The 20,396-nt window shown below is 65.9% G+C and carries 17 protein-coding genes; 9 read left to right on the top strand and 8 right to left on the bottom strand.

The genetic code is table 11. The annotated features are described in order from the left end of the window. Nucleotides 1–153: 153 nt before the first annotated feature. Nucleotides 154–1,461: an NRAMP family divalent metal transporter gene (locus tag RPPS3_RS04205; protein WP_234820091.1), complete on the bottom strand. Its 1,308-nt coding sequence runs from the start codon at nt 1,459–1,461 to the stop codon at nt 154–156. 122 nt (nt 1,462–1,583) lie between these two features. Next, nucleotides 1,584–2,504 (bottom strand): DMT family transporter, encoded by a 921-nt coding sequence (locus tag RPPS3_RS04200; RefSeq protein ID WP_107342985.1) that lies wholly within the window; start codon nt 2,502–2,504, stop codon nt 1,584–1,586. Nucleotides 2,505–2,601: 97 nt separating this feature from the next. Between RPPS3_RS04200 and RPPS3_RS04195 the strand changes: the two genes are divergently transcribed. Then, nucleotides 2,602–3,465 carry a LysR family transcriptional regulator gene (locus tag RPPS3_RS04195; RefSeq protein WP_107342984.1) on the top strand — a complete coding sequence of 288 codons (864 nt, stop codon included), beginning with the start codon at nt 2,602–2,604 and terminating at the stop codon, nt 3,463–3,465. A gap of 144 nt (nt 3,466–3,609) precedes the next feature. On the opposite strand, the gene pdeM is transcribed toward RPPS3_RS04195, so the two are convergent. From pdeM to RPPS3_RS04180, 3 genes are all read right to left on the bottom strand, one after another. Beyond that, nucleotides 3,610–4,308: a ligase-associated DNA damage response endonuclease PdeM gene (pdeM, locus tag RPPS3_RS04190; RefSeq protein WP_107346422.1), complete on the bottom strand. Its 699-nt coding sequence runs from the start codon at nt 4,306–4,308 to the stop codon at nt 3,610–3,612. 153 nt (nt 4,309–4,461) lie between these two features. Continuing rightward, entirely contained in the window at nt 4,462–7,143 is a 2,682-nt protein-coding gene (locus RPPS3_RS04185) for a ligase-associated DNA damage response DEXH box helicase (protein ID WP_107342983.1), read from the bottom strand. 188 nt (nt 7,144–7,331) lie between these two features. Continuing rightward, nucleotides 7,332–8,552, bottom strand: coding sequence for an ABC transporter substrate-binding protein (locus tag RPPS3_RS04180; protein WP_107342982.1), 1,221 nt, complete (start codon nt 8,550–8,552; stop codon nt 7,332–7,334). Nucleotides 8,553–8,894: 342 nt separating this feature from the next. On the opposite strand from RPPS3_RS04180, the gene RPPS3_RS04175 reads away from it, so the two are divergent. Next, on the top strand, nt 8,895–10,247 hold the full coding sequence (locus RPPS3_RS04175) for an outer membrane protein (protein ID WP_107342981.1): 1,353 nt from the start codon (nt 8,895–8,897) through the stop codon (nt 10,245–10,247). Nucleotides 10,248–10,465: 218 nt separating this feature from the next. Here the strand turns inward: RPPS3_RS04175 and RPPS3_RS04170 are convergent, their stop codons facing one another. Then, nucleotides 10,466–11,401, bottom strand: a complete 936-nt coding sequence (locus tag RPPS3_RS04170; RefSeq protein WP_107342980.1) for a class I SAM-dependent DNA methyltransferase — start codon at nt 11,399–11,401, stop codon at nt 10,466–10,468. Nucleotides 11,402–11,459: 58 nt separating this feature from the next. On the opposite strand from RPPS3_RS04170, the gene RPPS3_RS04165 reads away from it, so the two are divergent. The 6 genes from RPPS3_RS04165 to RPPS3_RS04140 all read left to right on the top strand — a co-directional run bounded on the left by RPPS3_RS04165 (nt 11,460) and on the right by RPPS3_RS04140 (nt 17,779). Beyond that, nucleotides 11,460–12,503, top strand: coding sequence for a ligase-associated DNA damage response exonuclease (locus tag RPPS3_RS04165; protein WP_107342979.1), 1,044 nt, complete (start codon nt 11,460–11,462; stop codon nt 12,501–12,503). Then, nucleotides 12,500–14,341 (top strand): ATP-dependent DNA ligase, encoded by a 1,842-nt coding sequence (locus tag RPPS3_RS04160; RefSeq protein ID WP_107342978.1) that lies wholly within the window; start codon nt 12,500–12,502, stop codon nt 14,339–14,341. Before RPPS3_RS04165 ends, RPPS3_RS04160 begins: the two co-directional genes overlap by 4 nt. A 71-nt stretch (nt 14,342–14,412) precedes the next feature. Next, nucleotides 14,413–14,715 carry a DUF6460 domain-containing protein gene (locus RPPS3_RS04155; protein ID WP_107346421.1) on the top strand — a complete coding sequence of 101 codons (303 nt, stop codon included), beginning with the start codon at nt 14,413–14,415 and terminating at the stop codon, nt 14,713–14,715. Between the two features lie 78 nt (nt 14,716–14,793). After that, nucleotides 14,794–16,056: an MATE family efflux transporter gene (locus RPPS3_RS04150; RefSeq protein ID WP_107342977.1), complete on the top strand. Its 1,263-nt coding sequence runs from the start codon at nt 14,794–14,796 to the stop codon at nt 16,054–16,056. Nucleotides 16,057–16,193: 137 nt separating this feature from the next. After that, nucleotides 16,194–16,901 (top strand): carbonic anhydrase, encoded by a 708-nt coding sequence (locus RPPS3_RS04145; protein ID WP_107342976.1) that lies wholly within the window; start codon nt 16,194–16,196, stop codon nt 16,899–16,901. A 143-nt stretch (nt 16,902–17,044) separates the two neighbouring features. Then, nucleotides 17,045–17,779: an MBL fold metallo-hydrolase gene (locus tag RPPS3_RS04140; protein WP_107342975.1), complete on the top strand. Its 735-nt coding sequence runs from the start codon at nt 17,045–17,047 to the stop codon at nt 17,777–17,779. 136 nt (nt 17,780–17,915) lie between these two features. On the opposite strand, the gene RPPS3_RS04135 is transcribed toward RPPS3_RS04140, so the two are convergent. Together RPPS3_RS04135 and RPPS3_RS04130 are read right to left on the bottom strand one after the other, a co-directional pair. Then, nucleotides 17,916–19,010: a quinone-dependent dihydroorotate dehydrogenase gene (locus tag RPPS3_RS04135; RefSeq protein WP_107342974.1), complete on the bottom strand. Its 1,095-nt coding sequence runs from the start codon at nt 19,008–19,010 to the stop codon at nt 17,916–17,918. Next, nucleotides 19,007–19,351, bottom strand: a complete 345-nt coding sequence (locus tag RPPS3_RS04130; RefSeq protein WP_107342973.1) for a DUF952 domain-containing protein — start codon at nt 19,349–19,351, stop codon at nt 19,007–19,009. The genes RPPS3_RS04135 and RPPS3_RS04130 overlap by 4 nt, the downstream gene beginning before the upstream one ends. A gap of 337 nt (nt 19,352–19,688) precedes the next feature. On the opposite strand from RPPS3_RS04130, the gene RPPS3_RS04125 reads away from it, so the two are divergent. Continuing rightward, nucleotides 19,689–20,315, top strand: coding sequence for a S24 family peptidase (locus RPPS3_RS04125; protein ID WP_041809462.1), 627 nt, complete (start codon nt 19,689–19,691; stop codon nt 20,313–20,315). Nucleotides 20,316–20,396 lie beyond the last annotated feature (81 nt).

The following is a 20,396-nucleotide window of genomic DNA, read 5'->3' as shown; positions in this document are numbered from 1 at the left end:
ATTCCGGGGCGCTCGCGCAAGCTAGCGAACCCGGAATCTCGAGATTCAGGGCACCCGGCAGCGCCACGTGTGTCGACCTCTCGGCCTGATAACTTCAGGATTCCGGGTTCGGTCGCTTCGCGACCGCCCCGGAATGACGGCGTATGGGGCTAATTAAAGCAAATACCCGACCGCCATCGCCACCACACTGACACCCATCGCTGCGGTCGAGAGCCAGCCGAGCCAGTGCAGCGGTCCGCGGACGACGAAGCCGTGCATGGCGTCGCGGCGGCGGGCGATCAGCATCAGCAACACCATCACCGGCACGGCGAGAACGCCATTGATCACCGCGCTCCAATACAGTGCCGAGATCGGATTGATCGGCGCGAAATTGAGCGCGATGCCGAGCACAGCCGACAGCGCCAGTACGCTGTAGAACGCCACCGCCTGCTTCGGCTTGCGCGCCAGACCGACCGGCCAACGCCTCCCCTCACCGACCGCGTAGGCGGCCGAACCCGCCAGCACCGGAATCGCCAGCAAGCCGGTGCCGACGATCCCGAGCGCAAAGATCCATTCGGCGAACGAGCCGGCAATCGGCTGCAGCGCCTCGGCGGCCTGCGCCGAGGTTTCGATATCGGTCTTGCCGCTGGCGTGCAGCGTGGCCGCCGCGGTGATAATGATCGCCAGCGCAATCAGATTGGAGAACGCCATGCCGATGATGGTGTCGGCCCGGATGCGCTGGAATTCCTGTGGCGCGTCCTGTGGCGTTTTGATCAGCGGCTTCTTGTGCGGATCGATCCGCTCTTCCTCCGCCTCCTGCGAGGCCTGCCAGAAGAACAGATAGGGCGAGATCGTGGTGCCGAGGATCGCCACGATGGTGGTGAGATAAGTGCTGCTCCAGGCGACGTGCGGGATCAGCACGCCGGCGGCAGCCTGTCGCCAGTCGACCTTGGCGGCGGCCAGCGCGCCCACATAGGCGAACAGGCATAGCGTCAGCCATTTCAGCACCGAGACGTAGCGCTTGTAGTCGAAGAAAATCTGCGCCAGCACCGAGATCGTACCGAACGCCACCACGTAGAACAGCGCCGGCCCGCCGATCAGCAGCTTGGTGGCGTCGGCCATCGCGGCGAGATCGGCGGCAATGTTGATGGTGTTCGCGGTGAACAGCAGCACCACGATTACGGCGAGCAGGCGGCCGGAATAATGTCGACAGACGTTGCCGGCGATGCCGTGGCCGGTGACGCGACCGACCCGGCCGGAAATCTCCTGGATCGCCACCATCAGCGGAAACGTCAGCAGCATGGTCCAGCCGATGCCGTAACCGAGCTGCGCGCCGGCCTGACTGTAGGTGCCGATCCCCGACGGATCGTCGTCGGAGGCCCCGGTGATCAGGCCGGGTCCGAGCGTCTTGAAGAAGCCGCGGAGCCGGAAGGTTTGGAGGCGTTGGACCTTGGGCGCCCCGTCCGGGGCTGGATCGATCAAGTCTGGCCGGTCGAATTCTCGTCTGGCGTCAAAGGTCACGCTCGGGATCCCGGCTAGGTGAGATGAGCTCCAACGTAGCGGAAGCCACTTCGTTCCGGTAGCGGAACGCTCCACCCGGCAATTCAGCCTGCCGAGACAACCGGACGCGCCGGCCTTGTCACCAGATAGATTCCGATCGCCACCGGGATCACACCCAGCAAATCTCGGCCGTCGATCGATTCGCCAAGCACCAGCCAGGCGAACAACATCGCCAGCGGCGGCATCACGAAGTGCCAGGCGCTAGCCGCCGTCGCGCCGTACAGCGTCAGCAGCCGAAACCACAGCCAATAGGCGATGATCGAACCGCCGAGCACAAGGAAGGCAAATGCGCCGGCGAGCCGCCAGCTCGGTACGATGTCGTTGACGCTCGACAGCGAGAACGCCAGCGGCGTCAGCGCGAGGCCGGCGGCGAGATTCTGGATGCCATTGCCGATCCACAGGCTGCCGTGCGGCGCCAGACGCTTGAACAGGATAGTGCCGGCGACGATCGACGCCAGCGAAGCCAACGTGAAGCCGAGCCCGGTCCATGCCTCGGCGCCGATCGCGACGCGGTGCCAGACGATGAAAGCGACCCCGGCGACACCGAGTACCAGGCCGGCGACCTTTCGCCAGGTCAGCGCCTCGTGCAGCAGCAGCGCGGCCGCCACCGCGGTGAATACCGGATTGGCGCTGACGATCAGCCCGCCGATGCCGGCCGAGACGGTCTGCAGCCCGACATAGCCGAGGCCGAGATACAGCGCGTTATTGGCGAGGCCGAGCAGTGCGCAAATCGCGACATCGCGTGGCCGCAACGTCCACGACTCGCGGCGCAACGCCGAGATGCCGAGGATCAGAATGCCGGCGAGGCTGAATCGCGCCGTTAGCAGGATCAGCGGCGGGCAATCGGAGACGCCGACTTTGCCGGCCACGAAGGCGAAGCTCCACAGCGCGCAGAACAGCACGATCTGGAGGGCACGCGGGTTGAGCAGCGGCGAGGCGAGCGAAACGGCGGGCGTAAGCGACATCGAAAGCGTCTCCTGATGCCTCGGCTTAGGGGCTCGCGTTGTCATTGGGAAATTAAATGATAAAATCACTCTCAGTGGATTTTCGAATGAGGCTGCGATGCTCGATCTCGAACTGCTGCGCAGTTTTGTCTCGGTGGTGGAGGCCGGCGGCTTCACGCGCGCCGGCCAGCGCGTGCACCGGACGCAGTCGACGGTCAGTCAGCAGATCAAGCGGCTTGAGGACGATCTCGGCCAGCAACTGCTCGACCGCAGCGGCAAGGACGTGCTGCCGACCGAGGCGGGCGAGCGGCTGTTGTCCTACGCACGACGCCTGCTCGCACTCGCCGAAGAGGCACGCGACGTGGTCGGGCGGCCGAGCACCGAGGGCGCGGTGCGGCTCGGGATTCCGGAGGACTTCGCGCTGTACAGGCTGCCGCGGCTGCTCGGCAATTTCTCGCGCGCCCGTCCCGGCCTGCGGCTCGATGTCCGCGCCGATCAGAGCCTGAATTTGAAGCGCGATCTCGAACGCGGCGATCTCGATCTCGTGCTGCTCAAGCGCGAAGCCGGCGGCACCGGCGCGGTCGCGGCGTGGCCGGAGCGCGTGTACTGGGTGAACAGCAAGAGCCACCCGTGCAACTCCAAGGCCAGCTCGGTGCCGCTGATTTTCTTTCCCGGCGGCTGCCTGTATCGGCGCCGTGCGATCCACGCAATCGAAGCCGCGGGCCGGCGCTGGCACATGGCCTATACGAGCTCGAGCCTTGCTGGAATCCAGGCCGCAGTCGCGGCCGGGCTCGGCCTGTCGATCCTGTCGGAGATTTCAATTCAGGCCGATCATCGCAAACTCACCGCGCGCGATGGCTTCCCACCGATCGAACGCACCGAGCTCGCGCTGATCGCCGCCCCGCAAGCCAGCCCGGCGACGTTGCGGCTCGCCGACAGGCTCGCCGAATTTTGCGAGGAGGTTCACACCAAGGCGGCGTGAGGATTCTTCTCGTCGTCATTCCGGGGCGCGAGCGCAGCTCGCGAACCCGGAATCCCGAGATTGCAGCACACCAGAGATTCCGGGTTCGCTCACTGCGTGAGCGCCCCGGAATGACTCGCTGAAAGGATAGCGCTGACGTAACTATCAGCAACACCGCGAGGCGGCGATGGCGTGGAGGCGGTTGTCGCCGAGCACGTGGGCGGTGAAAGCGGCACCGCCGAACAGTCTCGCGAACGCTGGATCGCGAATGTTCAGCCCGCCCGTATAGGCACCGAACGCCGGCATCACCACGCGCGTGCCATCGCCGGCAAAGCAGCGCCGCTCGATGCTGCGGCCACGGCGGCTGACCCGCGCCTTCGGATGCAGGTGGCCGGCGATCTCACCGCAGGCGCCGGTGGGCTCATGGCGGAACGCGACGGCACCGACCGCCACCTCGGCCGCAACGCTGCCGCCGAGATCGGACGGCAGGTCCGGATCGTGATTGCCGGAAATCCAGATCCAGTCGCGCCGCGCCTGCAGCGCGGTGAGGATGTCACGATTGGCGGGCGACAGCCGGCCATGAGCGTCGCGGTCGTGGAAGCTGTCGCCGAGCGCGATTACGGTGGCCGGATTGAATCGTGCGATTACCGCGCCGAGCCGTCCCAGCGTCGCCACCGTGTCGTAAGGCGGCAGCAGCACGCCGCGCATCGCGAAGCTCGACCCTTTTTCCAGATGCAGATCGGAGACAACCAGCAGCCGCTCGTCTTCCCAGTACAGCGCCCCCGCCAGATCGGCGACGAAGGTCGCACCGGCGATGGTGACGGCCGGTGCGGGATCGGGTTCGTAGGATGTGCGGCCGGCCAGCAAGCGAGTCCCCGTAGGATGGGTTGAGCTCAGCGAAACCCATCAGTTCAGTGCCGCAAGTTCGAGCCCGTGTGCGATGGGTTTCGCTTGCGCTCAACCCATCCTACGAGCTGTGCCCCCCCGAGCGTCCCGCGCGAGGGGAGGGAGAAGACATCAGCCCATCGCCTCGCGGACCAAGTCGTCGGCAGCTTCGGCGAGCAGGACGTCGGAGGCCTCGCCGTACACGGCTTCCCGGCCGATTTCCAGCATCACCGGCACCGCGAGTGGCGACACCCGGTCGAGTTCCTTGTGGACGATGCGCCCGTTGATTCGCATCAGCATATCACTCAGCCGCCGCAAATCGAGCAGCCCGGTGGCGGCGTCGGCGCGGGCGGCGCGCAATAGCACATGGTCGGGCTGATGCTTGTTGAGGACGTCGTAAACGAGGTCGGTTGAAAACAGCACCTGCCGCCGCGACTTCTCTTCGCCGGCGAAGCGCCGCGCGATCAGGCCGGAAATGATCGCGCAGTTGCGGAACGTGCGCTTCATCAGCGCCGACTCCGCAAGCCAGGCTTCGAGATCGTCGCCGAGCATGTCCGGATCGAACAGCGCATCGAGATCGAGCCGGCCCTGCCGGATCATCTGCGACATGTCGCTGAGCCCCCACACCGCGAGCGCGTATTCGTTGGCGACGAAACCGAGCGGCCGAGCGCGGGCGCGTTCTAGCCTCCGCGTCAGCAGCATGCCGAGCGTTTGATGGGCGAGCCGGCCCTCGAACGGATAGCAGACCAGATAATGCTTGGCAGCGCGCGGGAATGTCTCGATCACCAGTTCTCGCCGATCAGGTACCTGCGACGCCTTGGTCTGTAGCGCCAGCCAGTCGCGCACCTGATCCGGCAAGCCCTTCCATGCCCGCTTGTCGGCGAGCAGCCCGCGGACCCGCTCGGCCAGATAGGTCGAGAGCGGAAATTTCCCGCCCATATAGGACGGCACCCGCGCGTCCTTGTCGTGCGCGCGCGAGACGTAGACCTGATCTTCCATCAGCGCCTCGTAGCGCACCACCTCGCCGCCGAACACGAAGGTGTCGCCGGGCGTCAGCCCTTCGATGAACCCCTCTTCGATCTGGCCGAGCATCCGGCCGCCGCGCGCGATCGCGCCGGTGGTGCCGCCCCCCTTGGCGCGCGACGAGCGCACCAGCTTCACCTTCAGCATCGCCTCTTCGACGATGGTGCCGACGTTGAGCCGATAGCTCTGCCGCACCTTCGGATTGGCAACCCGCCAGCGGCCTTGCTTGTCCTGCTTGATGCGGGCAAAGCGCTCGTAGCTTTTCAGCGCGTAGCCGCCGCTGGCGACGAAATCGAGCGTGTCGTCGAAGTCGGCGCGGGATAAATCCGCATAGGGTGCAGCGCTGCAAATCTCCGCGTAGAGATCATCGGCGAAGAACGGCTCGCCGCAGGCGCATCCGAGGATGTGCTGCGCCAACACGTCGAGCGCCCCCTTGCGCTGCGGCGGGGTGTCTTGCGCATTCTCGGCCACCGCCTCGATCGCGACGGCGCATTCGAGCACTTCGAAACGATTGGCCGGCACCAGCACGGCGCGCGAGGCCTCGTCGATGCGGTGATTGGCACGGCCGATGCGCTGCATCAGCCGCGACGAGCCTTTCGGCGCGCCGACATTGACGACCAGATCGACGTCGCCCCAGTCGACGCCGAGATCGAGCGACGACGTACAAACAACTCCGCGCAAGCGCCCTGCTGCCATTGCGTCCTCGACCTTGCGGCGCTGGCCGACATCGAGCGAACCGTGATGCAGCGCGATCGCGAGGTTGTCGTCGTTGATCCGCCAAAGCTCCTGGAACAGCATCTCGGCCTGGCTGCGGGTGTTGACGAATACCAGCGTCGTGGTGTTGCGACGGATCAGGTCGTAGATCTCCGGCAACGCGTGGCGTGCGGAGTGCCCGGCCCATGGCAACCGCTCCTTGGAGTCGAGCATCTCGACGATTGGCGGCGCGGCGACGGTGGCGACGACGATGTCGGCCGAAACAGCCTCGCCGTCCGGCTGCGGCACCAGGAAGCGAGCGAGTTCGTCCGGGTCGGCCACCGTCGCCGACAGCCCGATGGCTCGGAGCTGCGGCGCGATTCGCCACAGCCGGGCGAGGCCGAGCGACAGCAGGTCGCCGCGCTTCGACGTCACCAGCGCGTGCAATTCGTCGAGCACGATGCGCCGCAAGGAGCCGAACAGATAGGGCGCATCGTCGGAGGCGAGCAGCAGCGCGAGCTGTTCCGGCGTGGTCAGCAGAATGTCCGGCGGATTGCGCCGCTGCCGCGTCCGCCGCGACACTGGTGTATCGCCAGTACGGGTCTCGACCCGGATTGGTAGCTTCATCTCTGCGATCGGCGTCTCGAGGTTGCGCGCGATGTCGACCGCAAGCGCCTTGAGCGGCGAGATGTAGAGCGTATGGAGCCCGCCACTGCGCGGGACCATTCCTTCTCCCCGCGCGCGGGGAGAAGGTGGCGCGGAAAGGCTAGCTTGCTGCGCCGGACGAGGGGGCGTCTCGGCAAGCAACGCTGGCTCAGCCAATTGAACCTCATCAGCCCGCTCACCCGGCTTGGCGGCATTGCCGACAGGCCGACCTCTCCCAGCAAGCGGGTTCGAAGAGGACAGTTCCACCAAGGTCGGCAGAAAGCCGGCCAGCGTCTTGCCGGCGCCGGTCGGCGCGATCAGCAGGGCGGAGCGTTGCGCCTGTGCCTTTTCCAGCAGGGCCAGCTGATGGTCGCGCGGCGCCCAGCCGCGTTCGGCGAACCAGCGGCGGAACCGGTCGGGCAGCAAATCGGAGGAAGAATCGGCGACGCTCACCCCGCCAAGCTAGGCATTCGCCGTGCGGCGGTCGAGGTTGGGCGCGAGAAATGCCCGCCGCCTGCCAGTCTCTGCCGCATCGAGACGCCTGGCTGACGCGATGCTTCTCACCCTTGAGGGGCCGTCGCTGTAACGAACACCCCGGCCGCGCTTCCGCTTGGCCGGGGTCATCACAGCACGCGCGGCTGTTACTCCGTGAACGGCTTCTCCGAGATGTCCCAATCGGTGCCGTTGAAGGTGGCGATGTAGAGGGTCTTCATCGGGGTGTAGTCGTCCGGCGTGTAGCTGTAGTCGATGCCGTCGAGGAAGTAGGGCGAGTGGAAGCCCTTCAGCGAGGTCGCCTGCTTGATCACGTTTTCACGGGTCAGGTTATCGCCGCAGCGACGCAGGATCTCGGCCATCGTCACGGCCTGGCCATAGCCCGCGTACGCAATGGTGTTGTCCTTATCGACGTTGGGCAAGTACTTGGCGCGCAGCTCCTCGAACGCCTTGACGTCCGGATCGTTCTCGAAGCGCGGCACGCCGACTTCCTTCGAGTAGCGGACCGCCACGATGCCCTTGGCATTGTCGAGCCCGGCTGCGTTGAGGATCGAGCGGCCGGTCGAACCGGCCGACAGCAGGTGCAGCGGCTTCCAGCCGATCTCGGCGATCTTGCGGATCGACTGCGAGGTCGCCTTGCCGGTGGTGATGTTGAAGAACACGTCGGCGCCGGACTTCGACAGGTTGATGATCTGCGAGTCGATCGTCGGTTCGGTCAGGTCGTAGCTGGCTTCCGCCACCACCTTGGCCTTGCCTCCGCCCTCTTCCAGCACCTTCTTGAACGGGGCCAGGAAGTCACGGCCGAAATCGTCGTTCTGGTACAGGATCGCGACCTTGGCGTCCGGCTTCACCGCGACGACGTGCTTGGCGAGGATGCGGGCCTCGGTCGGGTACAGCGGCAGGCCCGCCATGGTCCATTTGAAGTTCTTCGGGTCGTTCCATTTCGACGCCCCGGTGTTCAGCAGCAACTGCGGAACCTTCTTGGAATTCAGATACTTATGGACCGCAGTCTGGGGCGCGGTGCCGAGCGAGCCGTACAGCGCCAGCACTTCCTCCTGCTCGACCAGCCGGCGGGTCGCTTCCACCGCCTTTGGCGCGCTGTAGGAGTCGTCCAGGGTGATGAACTTGACCTTGCGGCCGTTGATGCCCCCCTTCTCGTTCAGCATCTGGAAATAGGCTTCACCGACGCGGCCGAGCACGCCGTAGAGCGAGCCCGGGCCGGAATGCGGAACAGTCTGGCCGATCTTGATTTCGGTGTCGCTGGCGCCCGGATCGTATTTCTTGTCCGCCGCCGTCGCCGCCCCCGCGGTCAACATCACCGCCGCGATCGCCGCCACGGACGTGCGGACGGAACTGGTGCGCAAATTCATCGAGTTTCTCTCCCCTTGGGTGTGCCGGCTCGAAACGACCGGTTCTTGTTCGGCCGCGGCGCTGTGCGCTTCTGCGGCGAGGCATCCTGGGCAGAGGCTGGAAGCCGCGCAACCCGTCAACCGATTGAATTATCGCCGAATACGCGCACAGGGCGAGATTTCTGCCGCGCGGCGGGCAATCGGAGGGCGACTCGTCGCCGCACCCCGGAACTTTGAAAACCGGGATTTACCGCGTCAATCAATCGTTTACCCGCGATTTTCGGCCGGTGTGGCCGCCCGGGTACAGACGACTCGATGCCGTCCCCGTAATGTTCGCGCAGGTTTAAGAGGGGATACCCGTCCATGAAACGTATTTTCGCCGGCGTCGTGCTGGCTGGCACCGCCGCCGTCAGCGCCCAAGCGGCCGATCTCGCCGTCAAGGCTCCGTACCTGAAGGCCCCGGTTGCCGCCGTCTATGACTGGACGGGCTTCTACATCGGCGCCAACGTCGGCGTCGGCCTCGGCCGTAACCTTCAGACCCACGCCTATCCGGTCGGCGGTTCGCTGAACACGACGTACCTGCAGCCGCAGGGCGTGATCGGTGGCGGCCAGATCGGTTACAACTGGCAGCTCGGCTCCTTCCTCGGCCCGATGCTGCTCGGCCTCGAAGCCGACATCCAGGGCAGCGGCGCCAGCGACGGCTACACCACGCTCAACAGCCTGGCCGGCCCGGTTAACTACAACCAGAAGCTCGACTGGTTCGGCACCGTGCGCGGCCGCGTCGGCCTCGTGCGCGGCCCGGCGGTCGCCTACTTCACGGGCGGTTATGCGGTCGGCAGCGTCAAGACTACCGTCACCGAAGGTGGTTTGGTGGCGTTCGACAACAGCAAGACCCGCTCCGGCTGGGTGATCGGCTCGGGTGTGGAAGCTGCGCTAGGCGGCAACTGGACCGGCAAGATCGAATATCTGTATCTCGACCTCGGCAACCAGACCGACTTCTTCGGCAATCAGAGCCTGCGCACCGAAGTTCGCGAGAGCATCTTCCGCGCCGGTCTGAACTACCGCATCGGCGGCAACGGCACCTACATCACTCCGCCCCCGGCGAACTGGGCTGGCCTGTATATCGGCGGCAATTTCGGCGGTGCAACCGGGCGTGATCGCTCGAGCCTGACGCTCGGCGGTGCGACCGACGCCTTCAACCTGGCGCCGGACGGTTTCATCGGTGGCGGCCAGATCGGCTACAACTGGCAGGCCTCGAACTGGGTGTTCGGTGTCGAAGCCGATTTCCAGGGCTCGACCCAGAAGGATCAGCGCGCCTCGGTGCTCGGCCCGCAGGCCTACTATGATGCCAAGCTGCCCTGGTTCGGCACTGCGCGTGGCCGCATCGGCTACTCGCTCGGCTCAACGCTGTTCTACGGCACCGCGGGCTACGCTTACGGCAACATCAAGTCCGACATCGTCAGCTCGATCGGCAACTACAGCTTCAAGACCACCAAGGGTGGCTGGGCTGCCGGCGCCGGCATCGAGACTCCGTTCCAGCTTTTCGGCCTGCTCGGCCCCAACTGGACCTCGAAGACCGAATATCTCTACGTTGACCTCGGCTCGACCACCGACGTGTTCGGCGGCACCGGCATCAACACCACCAAGGTCACCGAACACATCCTGCGCACCGGCATTAACTATCACTTCAATCAGCCGGTGGTCGCGAAGTACTAATCTTCGCCTCACAGCGACGACACAGAGCCCCGGCCTAGCGGCCGGGGTTTTTGTTTGCAGCAGCCTCGTCATTGCGCACAACGCGAAGCAATTGGGACCTGCGTGAACCAAGCTGGATTGCTTCGTCCCTTCGCTCCCCCGCAATGAGGGAAATCGCTCGGTCCGTTGCCAAAGCTCGGCTAGGTATCGCAAGGCGTCTCGGGTTCAACGCGTCGGATCTAGTCGTCGGACTTCAAGGCAACGACGACCAACCCCGGCAGCGGGGCTTGGTTCTCATTGCGGGCCGACGCGTGCTGCAGCAGCGCGACCGCAAGACCTGCCTGCTGCAGTTCTTCGCGCAGATGGCTTTCCGCCTGGGCGAACCGCAGCCCGGCCGTCAGCACCACGCCATCGCCAGCATGCGTCTCGGCAGTGACGGCGAGCAGGCCGCCCGGCTGCAGCACTCGTGCAGCTTCGCGGAGCAGCGGCGCTACGTCCTGGATATAGATCAGCACGTCGGCGGCAAGGATCAGCTCCGCGCTCGCAGGCGCCTCGTTGGCAAGGCCCTGCACCAGATCAGTCACTGCGAGCCGCGTATACACGCGGTTCGCGCGGGCGCGCTCGATCATCTGCGGCGACAAATCGAAGCCGATGATTTCGGAAACGATTGGCGCAAACGCGCGGCCGACCAGCCCGGTGCCACAGCCAAGATCGATTGCGCGCCGGAACACCATCACTCGGCCTGTCGCTGCACAGACCTCGCGCACCGCCTCGAGCAATAACGCCGGGCCGCGGTAGCCGAGATCCTCGACCAGCGACTTGTCGAAACGCGGCGCATACTGATCGAACAGCGTGCCGACATAGGCCGGCGACATCGCATCGAGATTGGCGGCGCCGAGCCGCATCAGGCGCAAACCGGCGCCGTGCCGATCGCGCGGGTCCGCCGCGCGCGCCCGCCGAAACGCATCGATCGCGCCTTTGCAGTCGCCGAGTCGGTCCTGGCGAATTTCCCCGAGTGCAAACCACGCCGAGGTAAAGTCCGGCGCCAGCTCAACCGCCTGCGCCAGCAGGTCGGCCGCCGCCTCCGCCTCACCGCGAGCCAGGAGCTCGCGCGCAAAGTCGTAGCGTCGGTCGGCAAGAACATTTCCGGACGACAGGAACAGGTACGTCGGCATCGACGGAACCCGGCGGAATGAGACTCGTTTGAAAGGTACGCCCGCGTATATAGCGAAGATGCGACCGCACGACATCCTGATGCCGACCGCCGCGGGCCTGTGTTGCAGGCTTGGCGGCTTCCACATCGATCCCGTGCGGCCGGTCGACCGCGCGGTGATTACTCACGGCCATTCCGACCACGCCCGCGCCGGCCATGGCACCGTGCTGGCGACCCAGCCTACGCTCGACATGATGCGGCTGCGCTACGGCGACAACTTCGCGGGCTCGACCCGGGCGGTCGCCTATGGCGAGACCATCCGGCTCGGCGACACGACGGTCACGTTCCATCCTGCCGGCCATGTGCTCGGCTCAGCCCAGGTCGCGGTTGAAGCCGGCGGCATCCGCATTGTCGCGTCCGGCGACTACAAGGACGCGCCCGACCCGACCTGCGCGCCGTTCGAGATCGTGTCGTGCGACGTCTTCATCACCGAGGCGACCTTCGGTCTGCCGGTGTTTCGACATCCCGACGCGGCGGGCGAAGTCAGAAAGCTGCTCGATTCCGTCGTGCTGTTTCCGGAGCGCGCGCATCTGGTCGGCGCCTACTCGCTCGGCAAGGCGCAGCGAGTGATCGCACTGATCCGGCAGGCCGGCTACGACGCGCCGATCTATCTGCACGGCGCGATGGAAAAAATCACGCATTACTATCAGGCATCCGGCATCCCGCTTGGCGAATTACGCCCGGTGAAAGGCGTCAAGAAGGCCGAGCTGGCCGGCACCATCACGCTGGCGCCGCCGTCAGCGACCTCCGATCTCTGGACGCGCCGCTTCCCCGATCCGCTCACCGCGTTCGCATCGGGGTGGATGCGGGTACGCGCACGAGCCCGCCAACGCGGCGTCGAACTGCCGCTGGTGATCTCCGATCACGCCGATTGGGACGGCCTCACCGCCACCATCGCGGCCACCGGTGCCGGCGAAGTGTGGGTCACCCACGGCCAGGAAGATGCGCTGGTGCATTGGTGCCAGACCAAGGGTCTCGCGGCGCGGCCGCTCGACCTGGTCGGCTATGGCGATGAAGATGAAGACGTCGGCATGCCGGCCGCCGACGAGGCGAACGACGCATGAACCGCTTCGCCAAACTGCTCGACCGCCTCGGCTACGAGCCCGGCCGCAACAACAAGCTGCGGCTGATCACTAATTACTTCCGCGAGGTCGAAGATCCCGACCGCGGCTGGGCGCTCGCGGCCCTGACCGGCGCGCTGTCGTTCCGCCACGCCAAGCCCGGCCTGATCCGCGCCCTGATCGCCGAACGCACCGACCCGGTACTGTTCGGCCTGTCCTACGATTACGTCGGCGATTTATCGGAGACGGTCGCGCTGATGTGGCCATCGCCGCGACGCCGAGCTTCCTCCCCTCCTCCTTGCGGGGAGGGGGCGGGGGTGGGGGGCCACAACGGGACGCCATCCTTGGGGCGCCCTCACCCCAACCCTCTCCCGCAAGCGGGAGAGGGAGCTCGTCCCGCAAGCGGCGAGGGTGTCGCCTCACCACATCAACTAATCAGCACCGGCCACAACAGCCCGCCTCCTCCCACGCTCACCGAGATCGTCACCACGCTTCATAGTCTCGGCAAGGCCGAACTTCCGGCGCAGCTCGCGCGGTGGCTCGACGAACTCGACGAGACTGGGCGCTGGGCGCTGCTCAAGCTGGTCACCGGCGCCTTGCGGATCGGTGTGTCGGCGCGGCTGGCCAAGACCGCGGCCGCGGCGCTCGGCGACAAGGATCCGCACGACGTCGAACTGGTGTGGCCGGGCCTCGAGCCGCCGTATCGCGAGCTGTTCGCCTGGCTCGAAGGTCGCGGCCCGCAGCCGGTCAACCGCGATCCGGCGCCGTTCCGCCCGGTGATGCTGGCGCATGCGGTCGAGGACACCGACTTTGCGGCGATGAATCCGGCCGACTACATCGCCGAATGGAAATGGGACGGCATCCGCGTCCAGGCGGTCAGCGGCCAGAACGAGCATGGCGACACGGTGGTGCGGCTGTATTCGCGCAGCGGCGAAGACATCACCATGAGCTTTCCAGATCTGTTGCCGTCGCTGCGCCTGCCCGGTGCGATCGACGGCGAACTGCTGGTGCTGCGTGACAAACGCGTGCAGTCGTTCAACGTGCTGCAGCAGCGGCTGAACCGCAAATCAGTGACGCCGAAGCTGACGAAGGACTATCCGATCCACCTGCGCGCCTATGACCTGCTCGGCGAAGGCGACGAGGATCTGCGGACGCTGCCGTTCGCCGATCGCCGCGCGCGGCTCGAGACCTTCATCGCCGGGCTCGACGATCCCAAGGTCGACCTGTCGCCGACCCTCACGTTTGACGACTGGGAAGGTTTGCGCGCCGCGCGCCGCGATCCGGCCAGCGCCGGCGCAGGGCTTGATGCCGATGCGGTCGAAGGCGTGATGCTGAAGCGGCGCGACGCGCTGTATCTGCCCGGCCGCCCCAAGGGCCAGTGGTGGAAATGGAAGCACGACCCGCACATCATCGATGCCGTGCTGATGTATGCGCAGCGCGGCCACGGCAAGCGCTCGTCGTATTATTCCGACTACACATTCGGGGTCTGGACAGAAGGCGATGGCGGCGATCAGCTCGTGCCGGTCGGCAAGGCGTATTTCGGCTTCACCGACGAAGAGCTGCTGCAGATCGACCGCTTCGTACGCCGCAACACCACCGAGAAATTCGGCCCCGTCCGGCATGTCGTGCACGAGCCCGATAAGGGCTTGGTGCTGGAAGTGGCGTTCGAAGGCCTGCAGCGTTCGCCGCGCCATAAATCCGGCGTGGCGATGCGATTTCCACGCATCAACCGGCTGCGCTGGGACAAGCCGCCGAAGGACGCCGACCGGCTGGAAACACTGGAGCGGATGCTGAAGGCGGAGACCGTAAATCCGCCAGCGGCCGCCACCCGCGGCCATTGACGGCAACGCGCCGGTTCCCCATCTGCCCAGCACCGAATATGATGCGCCAGCAACGCGCGAGGACCATGACGATGCGAGACGACATCCGGGATCTGCCGGCCAATGACGACAGGATGACCCGCTTCCTCGGCGGCTCGCCGATGGCGGTGGCGTTTCGTCTGATCCTGATGTCGATCCTGGTCGGCGTCGTGCTGGCGGCGATCGGCCTCGATCCCTGGAATATCATCACCAGCATCCGGCTGCTGTTCGAGCGGATCTGGGATCTCGGCTTCGATGCGATCAACGGCCTGTGGCGCTACTTCTTGCTCGGCGCCGTGATCGTGATCCCGATCTGGCTGCTCACCCGCTTGTTCAGCACACCGCGCGGACGCTGACGGCCGCCTTCGTCCGCCGTGGAGCCCGTCCAGTCGCCCGTAACCACCCGGCAGGTGTTTGCCATTGCCGGGCCGGCGATGGTCGCCAACCTGACCACGCCTTTGCTCGGCGTCGTCGCCACCACGGCGATCGGGCGGCTCGGCGAGGCGACGCTGCTCGGCGGCGTGTCGATGGCCTCGGTGCTGTTCGACTGTCTGTTCTGGCTGTTCGGCTTCCTGCGGATGAGCACGCTGGCCTTCACCGCGCAGGCGCTCGGCGCCGGGCAGAGCCGTGAAGTCCCCGCGCATCTGCTGCGGGGCCTGATCGTCGCGGCTAGCATCGGCCTGTTGCTGATTGCCCTGCAAGGTCCGCTCGCCGCGGTGCTGATCGGCGCGATGGGCGGCAGCGAGGCGGTGAGCGCCGCAGCCAAGACCTACTTCTCGATCCGGATCTGGTCGTCGCCGCTGGTGCTGGCGAACTTCGCGGTGCTCGGCTGGCTGGTCGGTCAGGCGCGTGCCACTCTGGCCCTTGCGGTGCAGATCGCCATCAACCTGATCAACATCGCCGCCACCGTGCTGCTGGTGCTGTGGTTCGACTTCGGCATTGCCGGCGCCGCGATTGCCGCGGTGATCGCCGAGGGCTCGGGGCTGGTGATCGGGCTCGCGATCGCAGCCTGGCGCGGCCGAGGTCTGTTCAACGTGTCGCGGGCGATGCTGTTCGATCCGGACCGGTTACGGCGGATGTTCGCGGTCAATCGCGACATCATGATCCGCACTGCGGCGCTGATCGCCGTGTTCCTGTTCTTCACCGCGCAGGGCGCGCGCGGCGGCGACGTGGTGCTCGCCACCAATGCGGTGCTCAACAATTTCCTGATGATCAGCGCGTTCTTCCTCGACGGCCTCGCCAACGCCGCCGAACAATTGTGCGGCCGCACCCTCGGGGCGCGCGACCGCGTAGGCTTCGTCAAAGCGACCAGGCTGGTGATCTTGTGGGGCTTCGGCTTCGCGCTCATCGTCAGCGCGATCTATGCGTTTGCCGGACCTATGCTGATCGACTTCATCACCTCGAACGGCGAGCTTCGCCGCACAGCGCGCGATTATCTCTGGCTGGTGACGCTGGCGCCGATGCTCGGCGTGTTCGCGTTCGCCTATGACGGCGTATTCATCGGCGCCACCTGGGCGCGCGAAATGCGCAACCTGATGCTGCTGTCGCTGGTTCTGTTCCTGGCGTCGTGGTTCGCGCTCCGCCCACTCGGCAACACCGGACTATGGATCGCGCTGTTGTCGCACTACGTCTGGCGCGGCGGCCTGCAGGCGCTGCGCTATCCGGCGATGGTGCGGACCTCGTTCGCGGCGCACTGAGTTTTCGTCAAATCGCTCAGGCCAAATTAACCCGACATTGATGCCCGTATCACGTGCGGGAAATCGACACTTCGCACATTCGCCTTCCGCAAATACCATCTTTCCAACACAACAGAACGATGCAGGGAGAGACGGATATGTGTGAAACGTGCTGCAGTAATGTATCGCGACGAACTCTGATGGCCGGCGGCCTCGGCTTGCTCGCCGCAGCCTCGCTGCCGCTGGCCGCGCAGGCGCAAGCCCAGGTGAACGCGCCGGGCGACACGCCGGACGCTGCGCTCGACAAGCTGATGCAGGGCAATGAGCGCTACATCGCCGGCCAGATGCGCGAGCGCGATTTCTCCGCGGGCCGAGCCGCACGAGCCGAAAGTCAGGCGCCGTTCGCCGCGATCCTTGGTTGCGCCGACTCTCGTGTCGCGCCGGAGCTCGCCTTCGACCAAGGTCCGGGCAGTCTGTTCGTGGTGCGCGTCGCCGGCAACTTCGTCACGCCCGACGGTCTTGCCAGTCTCGAATACGGTGCCGCGGTGCTCGGCACCAAGGTGATCATGGTGCTCGGCCACAGCAATTGCGGCGCCATCAACGCGACCGTCGCAGCGCTGCAGAAGGGCAACGACCTGCCCGGCCACATCGGCGATCTGGTGCGCGCGATGAAGCCCGGCATCGAGCCGGTGCTGCAAAAGCAGGAGGAGGATCTGCGGCACCAGGCGGTAATCGCCAATGTCCGCGCCAACGTCCGGCAGTTGCAGGAGGCGAAGCCGATCCTCGCCGACATGGTGAGCAGCAAGAAGCTGCGGGTGGTCGGCGGCGTTTACGATCTCGCCAGCGGCAAGGTCGAACTGGTCTAACCGCACCGATCTGCGCGCCGGGGCGAACAGCCTCGTCCCTGCGCGCAACGGTCGCGGCATCCGGCGATGGTACGGGTTACGTTCCAGGCACAGACGGCCTAGATCAGGGCCACGGCATCTGAGCCAGTTCGACGGAACCCGAAATGCAGGTACGATTTGTCGGCTGTGGCGACGCGATCGGCTCTGGAGGCCGGCTCAATACGTGCTTTCACGTCTCGGGGCAGAGCGTCAATTTCCTGATCGACTGCGGCGCGACTTCGCTGCCGGCGCTGAAGCGCTACGGCATCCTGCGCGAAGACCTCGACCTGATCCTGATCACGCATTTCCACGCCGATCATTTCGGCGGTCTGCCGTTCATGATGCTCGACGCGCAATTCATGAAGCGCAAGCGGCCGCTGGTGATCGCCGGTCCCCTCGGCATCGACATCCGGCTGACGCGGCTGATGGAAGCGATGTTCGAGTATTCCTCGGCGACCAAGCCGAACTTCGATCTGCAGGTGCTGGCGCTGGAGCCCGCGGTGACGCGGCAGTTCGGCGCCGTGACGGTGACGCCGTTTCCGGTGGTGCACGGCGATTCGGGCGGGCCGTTCTTCGCCTATCGGATCGAAGCGGAGGGCCGCATCCTCGCGTACAGCGGCGATACGCAATGGACCGATCAGCTGGTCGCTGCCGCGCACGACGCCGATCTCTTCATCTGCGAGGCCTACACCTACGAGCGCACGGTGAAGAACCACATCAGCCTGAAGGCGCTGGAAACGCATCTGCCGGAAATCAACCCGAAGCGCGTGATCCTCACCCATATGGGCGACGAGGTGCTGCACAAGCTCGACACCGTCCCGCACATGGCCGCGAGCGACGGACTGATCGTGCCGCTGTAGTAAGGTCCTAGTCATTCCGGGGCGCGCGCAGCGCGAACCCGGAATCTCATGTGCCCAAGCAACTGCGGGATTCCGGGTTCGCTCGCTGCGCGAGCGCCCCGGAATGACAGGGTGTGAGTAGCAGAACTTCAGCCGCTTAGACCGGCCACTCTTCCGCAGTGATCATCGGGGCGTCGGCGCCGACGATTTCGGCCAGCGAATCGCGGCCGGTGCGGAGCAGCGTCGAGGCGAGGTCGGCCTTGATGCTTTCGACCAGGCCGAGGCCCTTATAGACCAGCGCCGAATACAACTGGACCAGCGTGGCGCCTGCGCGGATCTTGGTCAGCGCCGCGCCGCCGGAGTCGATGCCGCCGACGCCGATCAACGGGAACGCGCCCTCGGCGCGCACATAGGTCTCCGCCACCATCCGGGTCGACAGCCGGAACAACGGCCGGCCCGACAGCCCGCCCTGCTCGTTCATCTTGGTCCGCTCGCGCAGCGTCGGCGAGCGCGACAGCGTGGTGTTGGCGACGATCATGCCGTCGACCCGGCGTGACCTCGCGATATGCACGACATCGTCGAGTTCGCCGAGCGACAGATCGGGCGCGATCTTCAGGAGCACCGGCGTATCGCCGGCCGCCGCCCGCACCCGCTCGCGCGCATCGATCACCCGCGCCAGCAGATCGTCGAGCGCCGCTGCCTGCTGCAGATTGCGCAGGCCGGGCGTATTCGGCGACGAGACGTTGACGGTGAAGTAGCTCGCCAGCGGTGCGAAGGTCTCGATCAGCTTGACGTAGTCCGCCACCCGATCGTCGCTATCCTTGTTGGCCCCGACATTGACGCCGACGATGCCGCCATATTGCGCGCGCGCCGCCAGCCGGCGCAGCACCACCTCGGCGCCCTCGTTGTTGAAACCCATGCGGTTGATCACCGCCTCGTCGCGCTCAAGCCGGAACAGCCGCGGTCGCGGATTGCCGGCCTGCGGCTTCGGCGTCACCGTGCCGACCTCGACGAAGCCGAAGCCGAGCCGGAGCAGCGCATCGGGCGCTTCGGCGTTCTTGTCGAAGCCGGCGGCGATGCCGACCGGGTTGGAAAAGTTGAGCCCGAACGCTCGCACCGCGAGCTTGGAATCGTCGACGCGCGGCTTGACCGGCGGCCACAGCTTCAGGCCCTGGATCGCCAGCCGGTGCGCATCCTCCGGATCGAGCCAGCGCAGCAGCGGCAGCGAGACGGCATCGAACGCGCGAATCACGACGCAAGCTCCGGCACGACGTGGCTGCCGTCGGGGCGCGTGACCAGATCCTGCACGCCGGTCACCGCCGAGAGTGCAAGCTCGCCATAGAGATGCGGAAACAGCTCACCGCCGCGCGACGGCTCCCAGCGCAGCAGGTCGCCAAGCACTTCGGCGTCCACCGCGATCAGCTTCAGGCCGGTCTGGCCCGTATAGTGCTTGGCCAGCGTCCCGGCGAGCTGCGGCGCGGTGGAGAAATGGATGAACCCGTCGCGGGCGTCGTCGGCGCTGCCGCCGTAGCGGCCGGCCTGTTCGGCGCCGCGCCAGGCCGCCGCGTCACAGATCTTATAAATCGTGCGCAAGGGCGCGAATTCCCGTCGTTGCGGCTGGTTGTTGGGTCGGGCGGCAATCGAGCCCGCAACTCCCCGGGCAACCGAAACATCCGCTCAAACAATAAGTTGCGCACGTCGGAAAGGCAAAGCCGAATCCGGCATAGCGGATCCGCACACCCTTGGTCGCCCCGGACGATCCCGGACCTGTGCGGGCGACCGTATCGGCCGTCCTGAGGCTTCGCAAGAGCTTGCGGCTTTGTCGCCGGACGGGATTGCATAACGCCTTTAATTAAGGCAATAATTCCTAGTCGTAAGTCCGTTTCTCGCGCCGGATCCGACGGCGCGTCCGGGGTGCCTTCCGATGCAAATGCTGACGCATGATCAGATCTGGACTGCGCTCGACCGGCTGGCCGAACGCGCCGGCCTCTCCCCCTCGGGACTCGCGAAGAAATCCGGCCTCGACCCAACGACGTTCAACAAATCGAAGCGCATCACCAATGACGGCCGCGAGCGCTGGCCTTCCACCGAATCAGTCGCCAAGGCGCTGCAGGCCACCAACACCGCGATCGATACGTTCGTGCAACTGATTCACGATCGGCCGCGGGTGGTGCAGTCGGTCCCGCTGCTCGGCCTCGCTCAGGCCGGCTCCGGCGGTTATTTCGACGATGGCGGCTTTCCGGTCGGCAAGGGCTGGGACGAAGTCGGGCTTCCGTCGATCACCGACGAGCACGCTTACGCGCTGGAAATCTCCGGCGATTCGATGAAGCCCGCGTATCGCAGCGGCGACATCGTGGTGGTATCGCCGAGTGCCACCGTGCATCGCGGCGACCGCGTGGTGGTCAAAACCACCAAAGGTGAAGTGATGGTGAAGGAGTTGAAGCGGCGCACCGCCAAGGTGGTCGAGCTGGCTTCTCTCAATCCCAGCCATCCCGACCGGACTCTGGCACCGTCAGAGATCGAATGGATCGGCCGAATCGTCTGGGCCAGTCAGTAATCAGAAAGCGTCGTTCATTCGTCCCACTTCCCTTTGCTCCGGCGTCGGGCAATGCTAGTTCCCGCGCATCAACCCGGGAGA

Source organism: Rhodopseudomonas palustris, assembly GCF_003031265.1.
Lineage (GTDB): Bacteria > Pseudomonadota > Alphaproteobacteria > Rhizobiales > Xanthobacteraceae > Rhodopseudomonas > Rhodopseudomonas palustris_H.
This window is presented reverse-complemented; position numbering and strand designations above follow the sequence as displayed.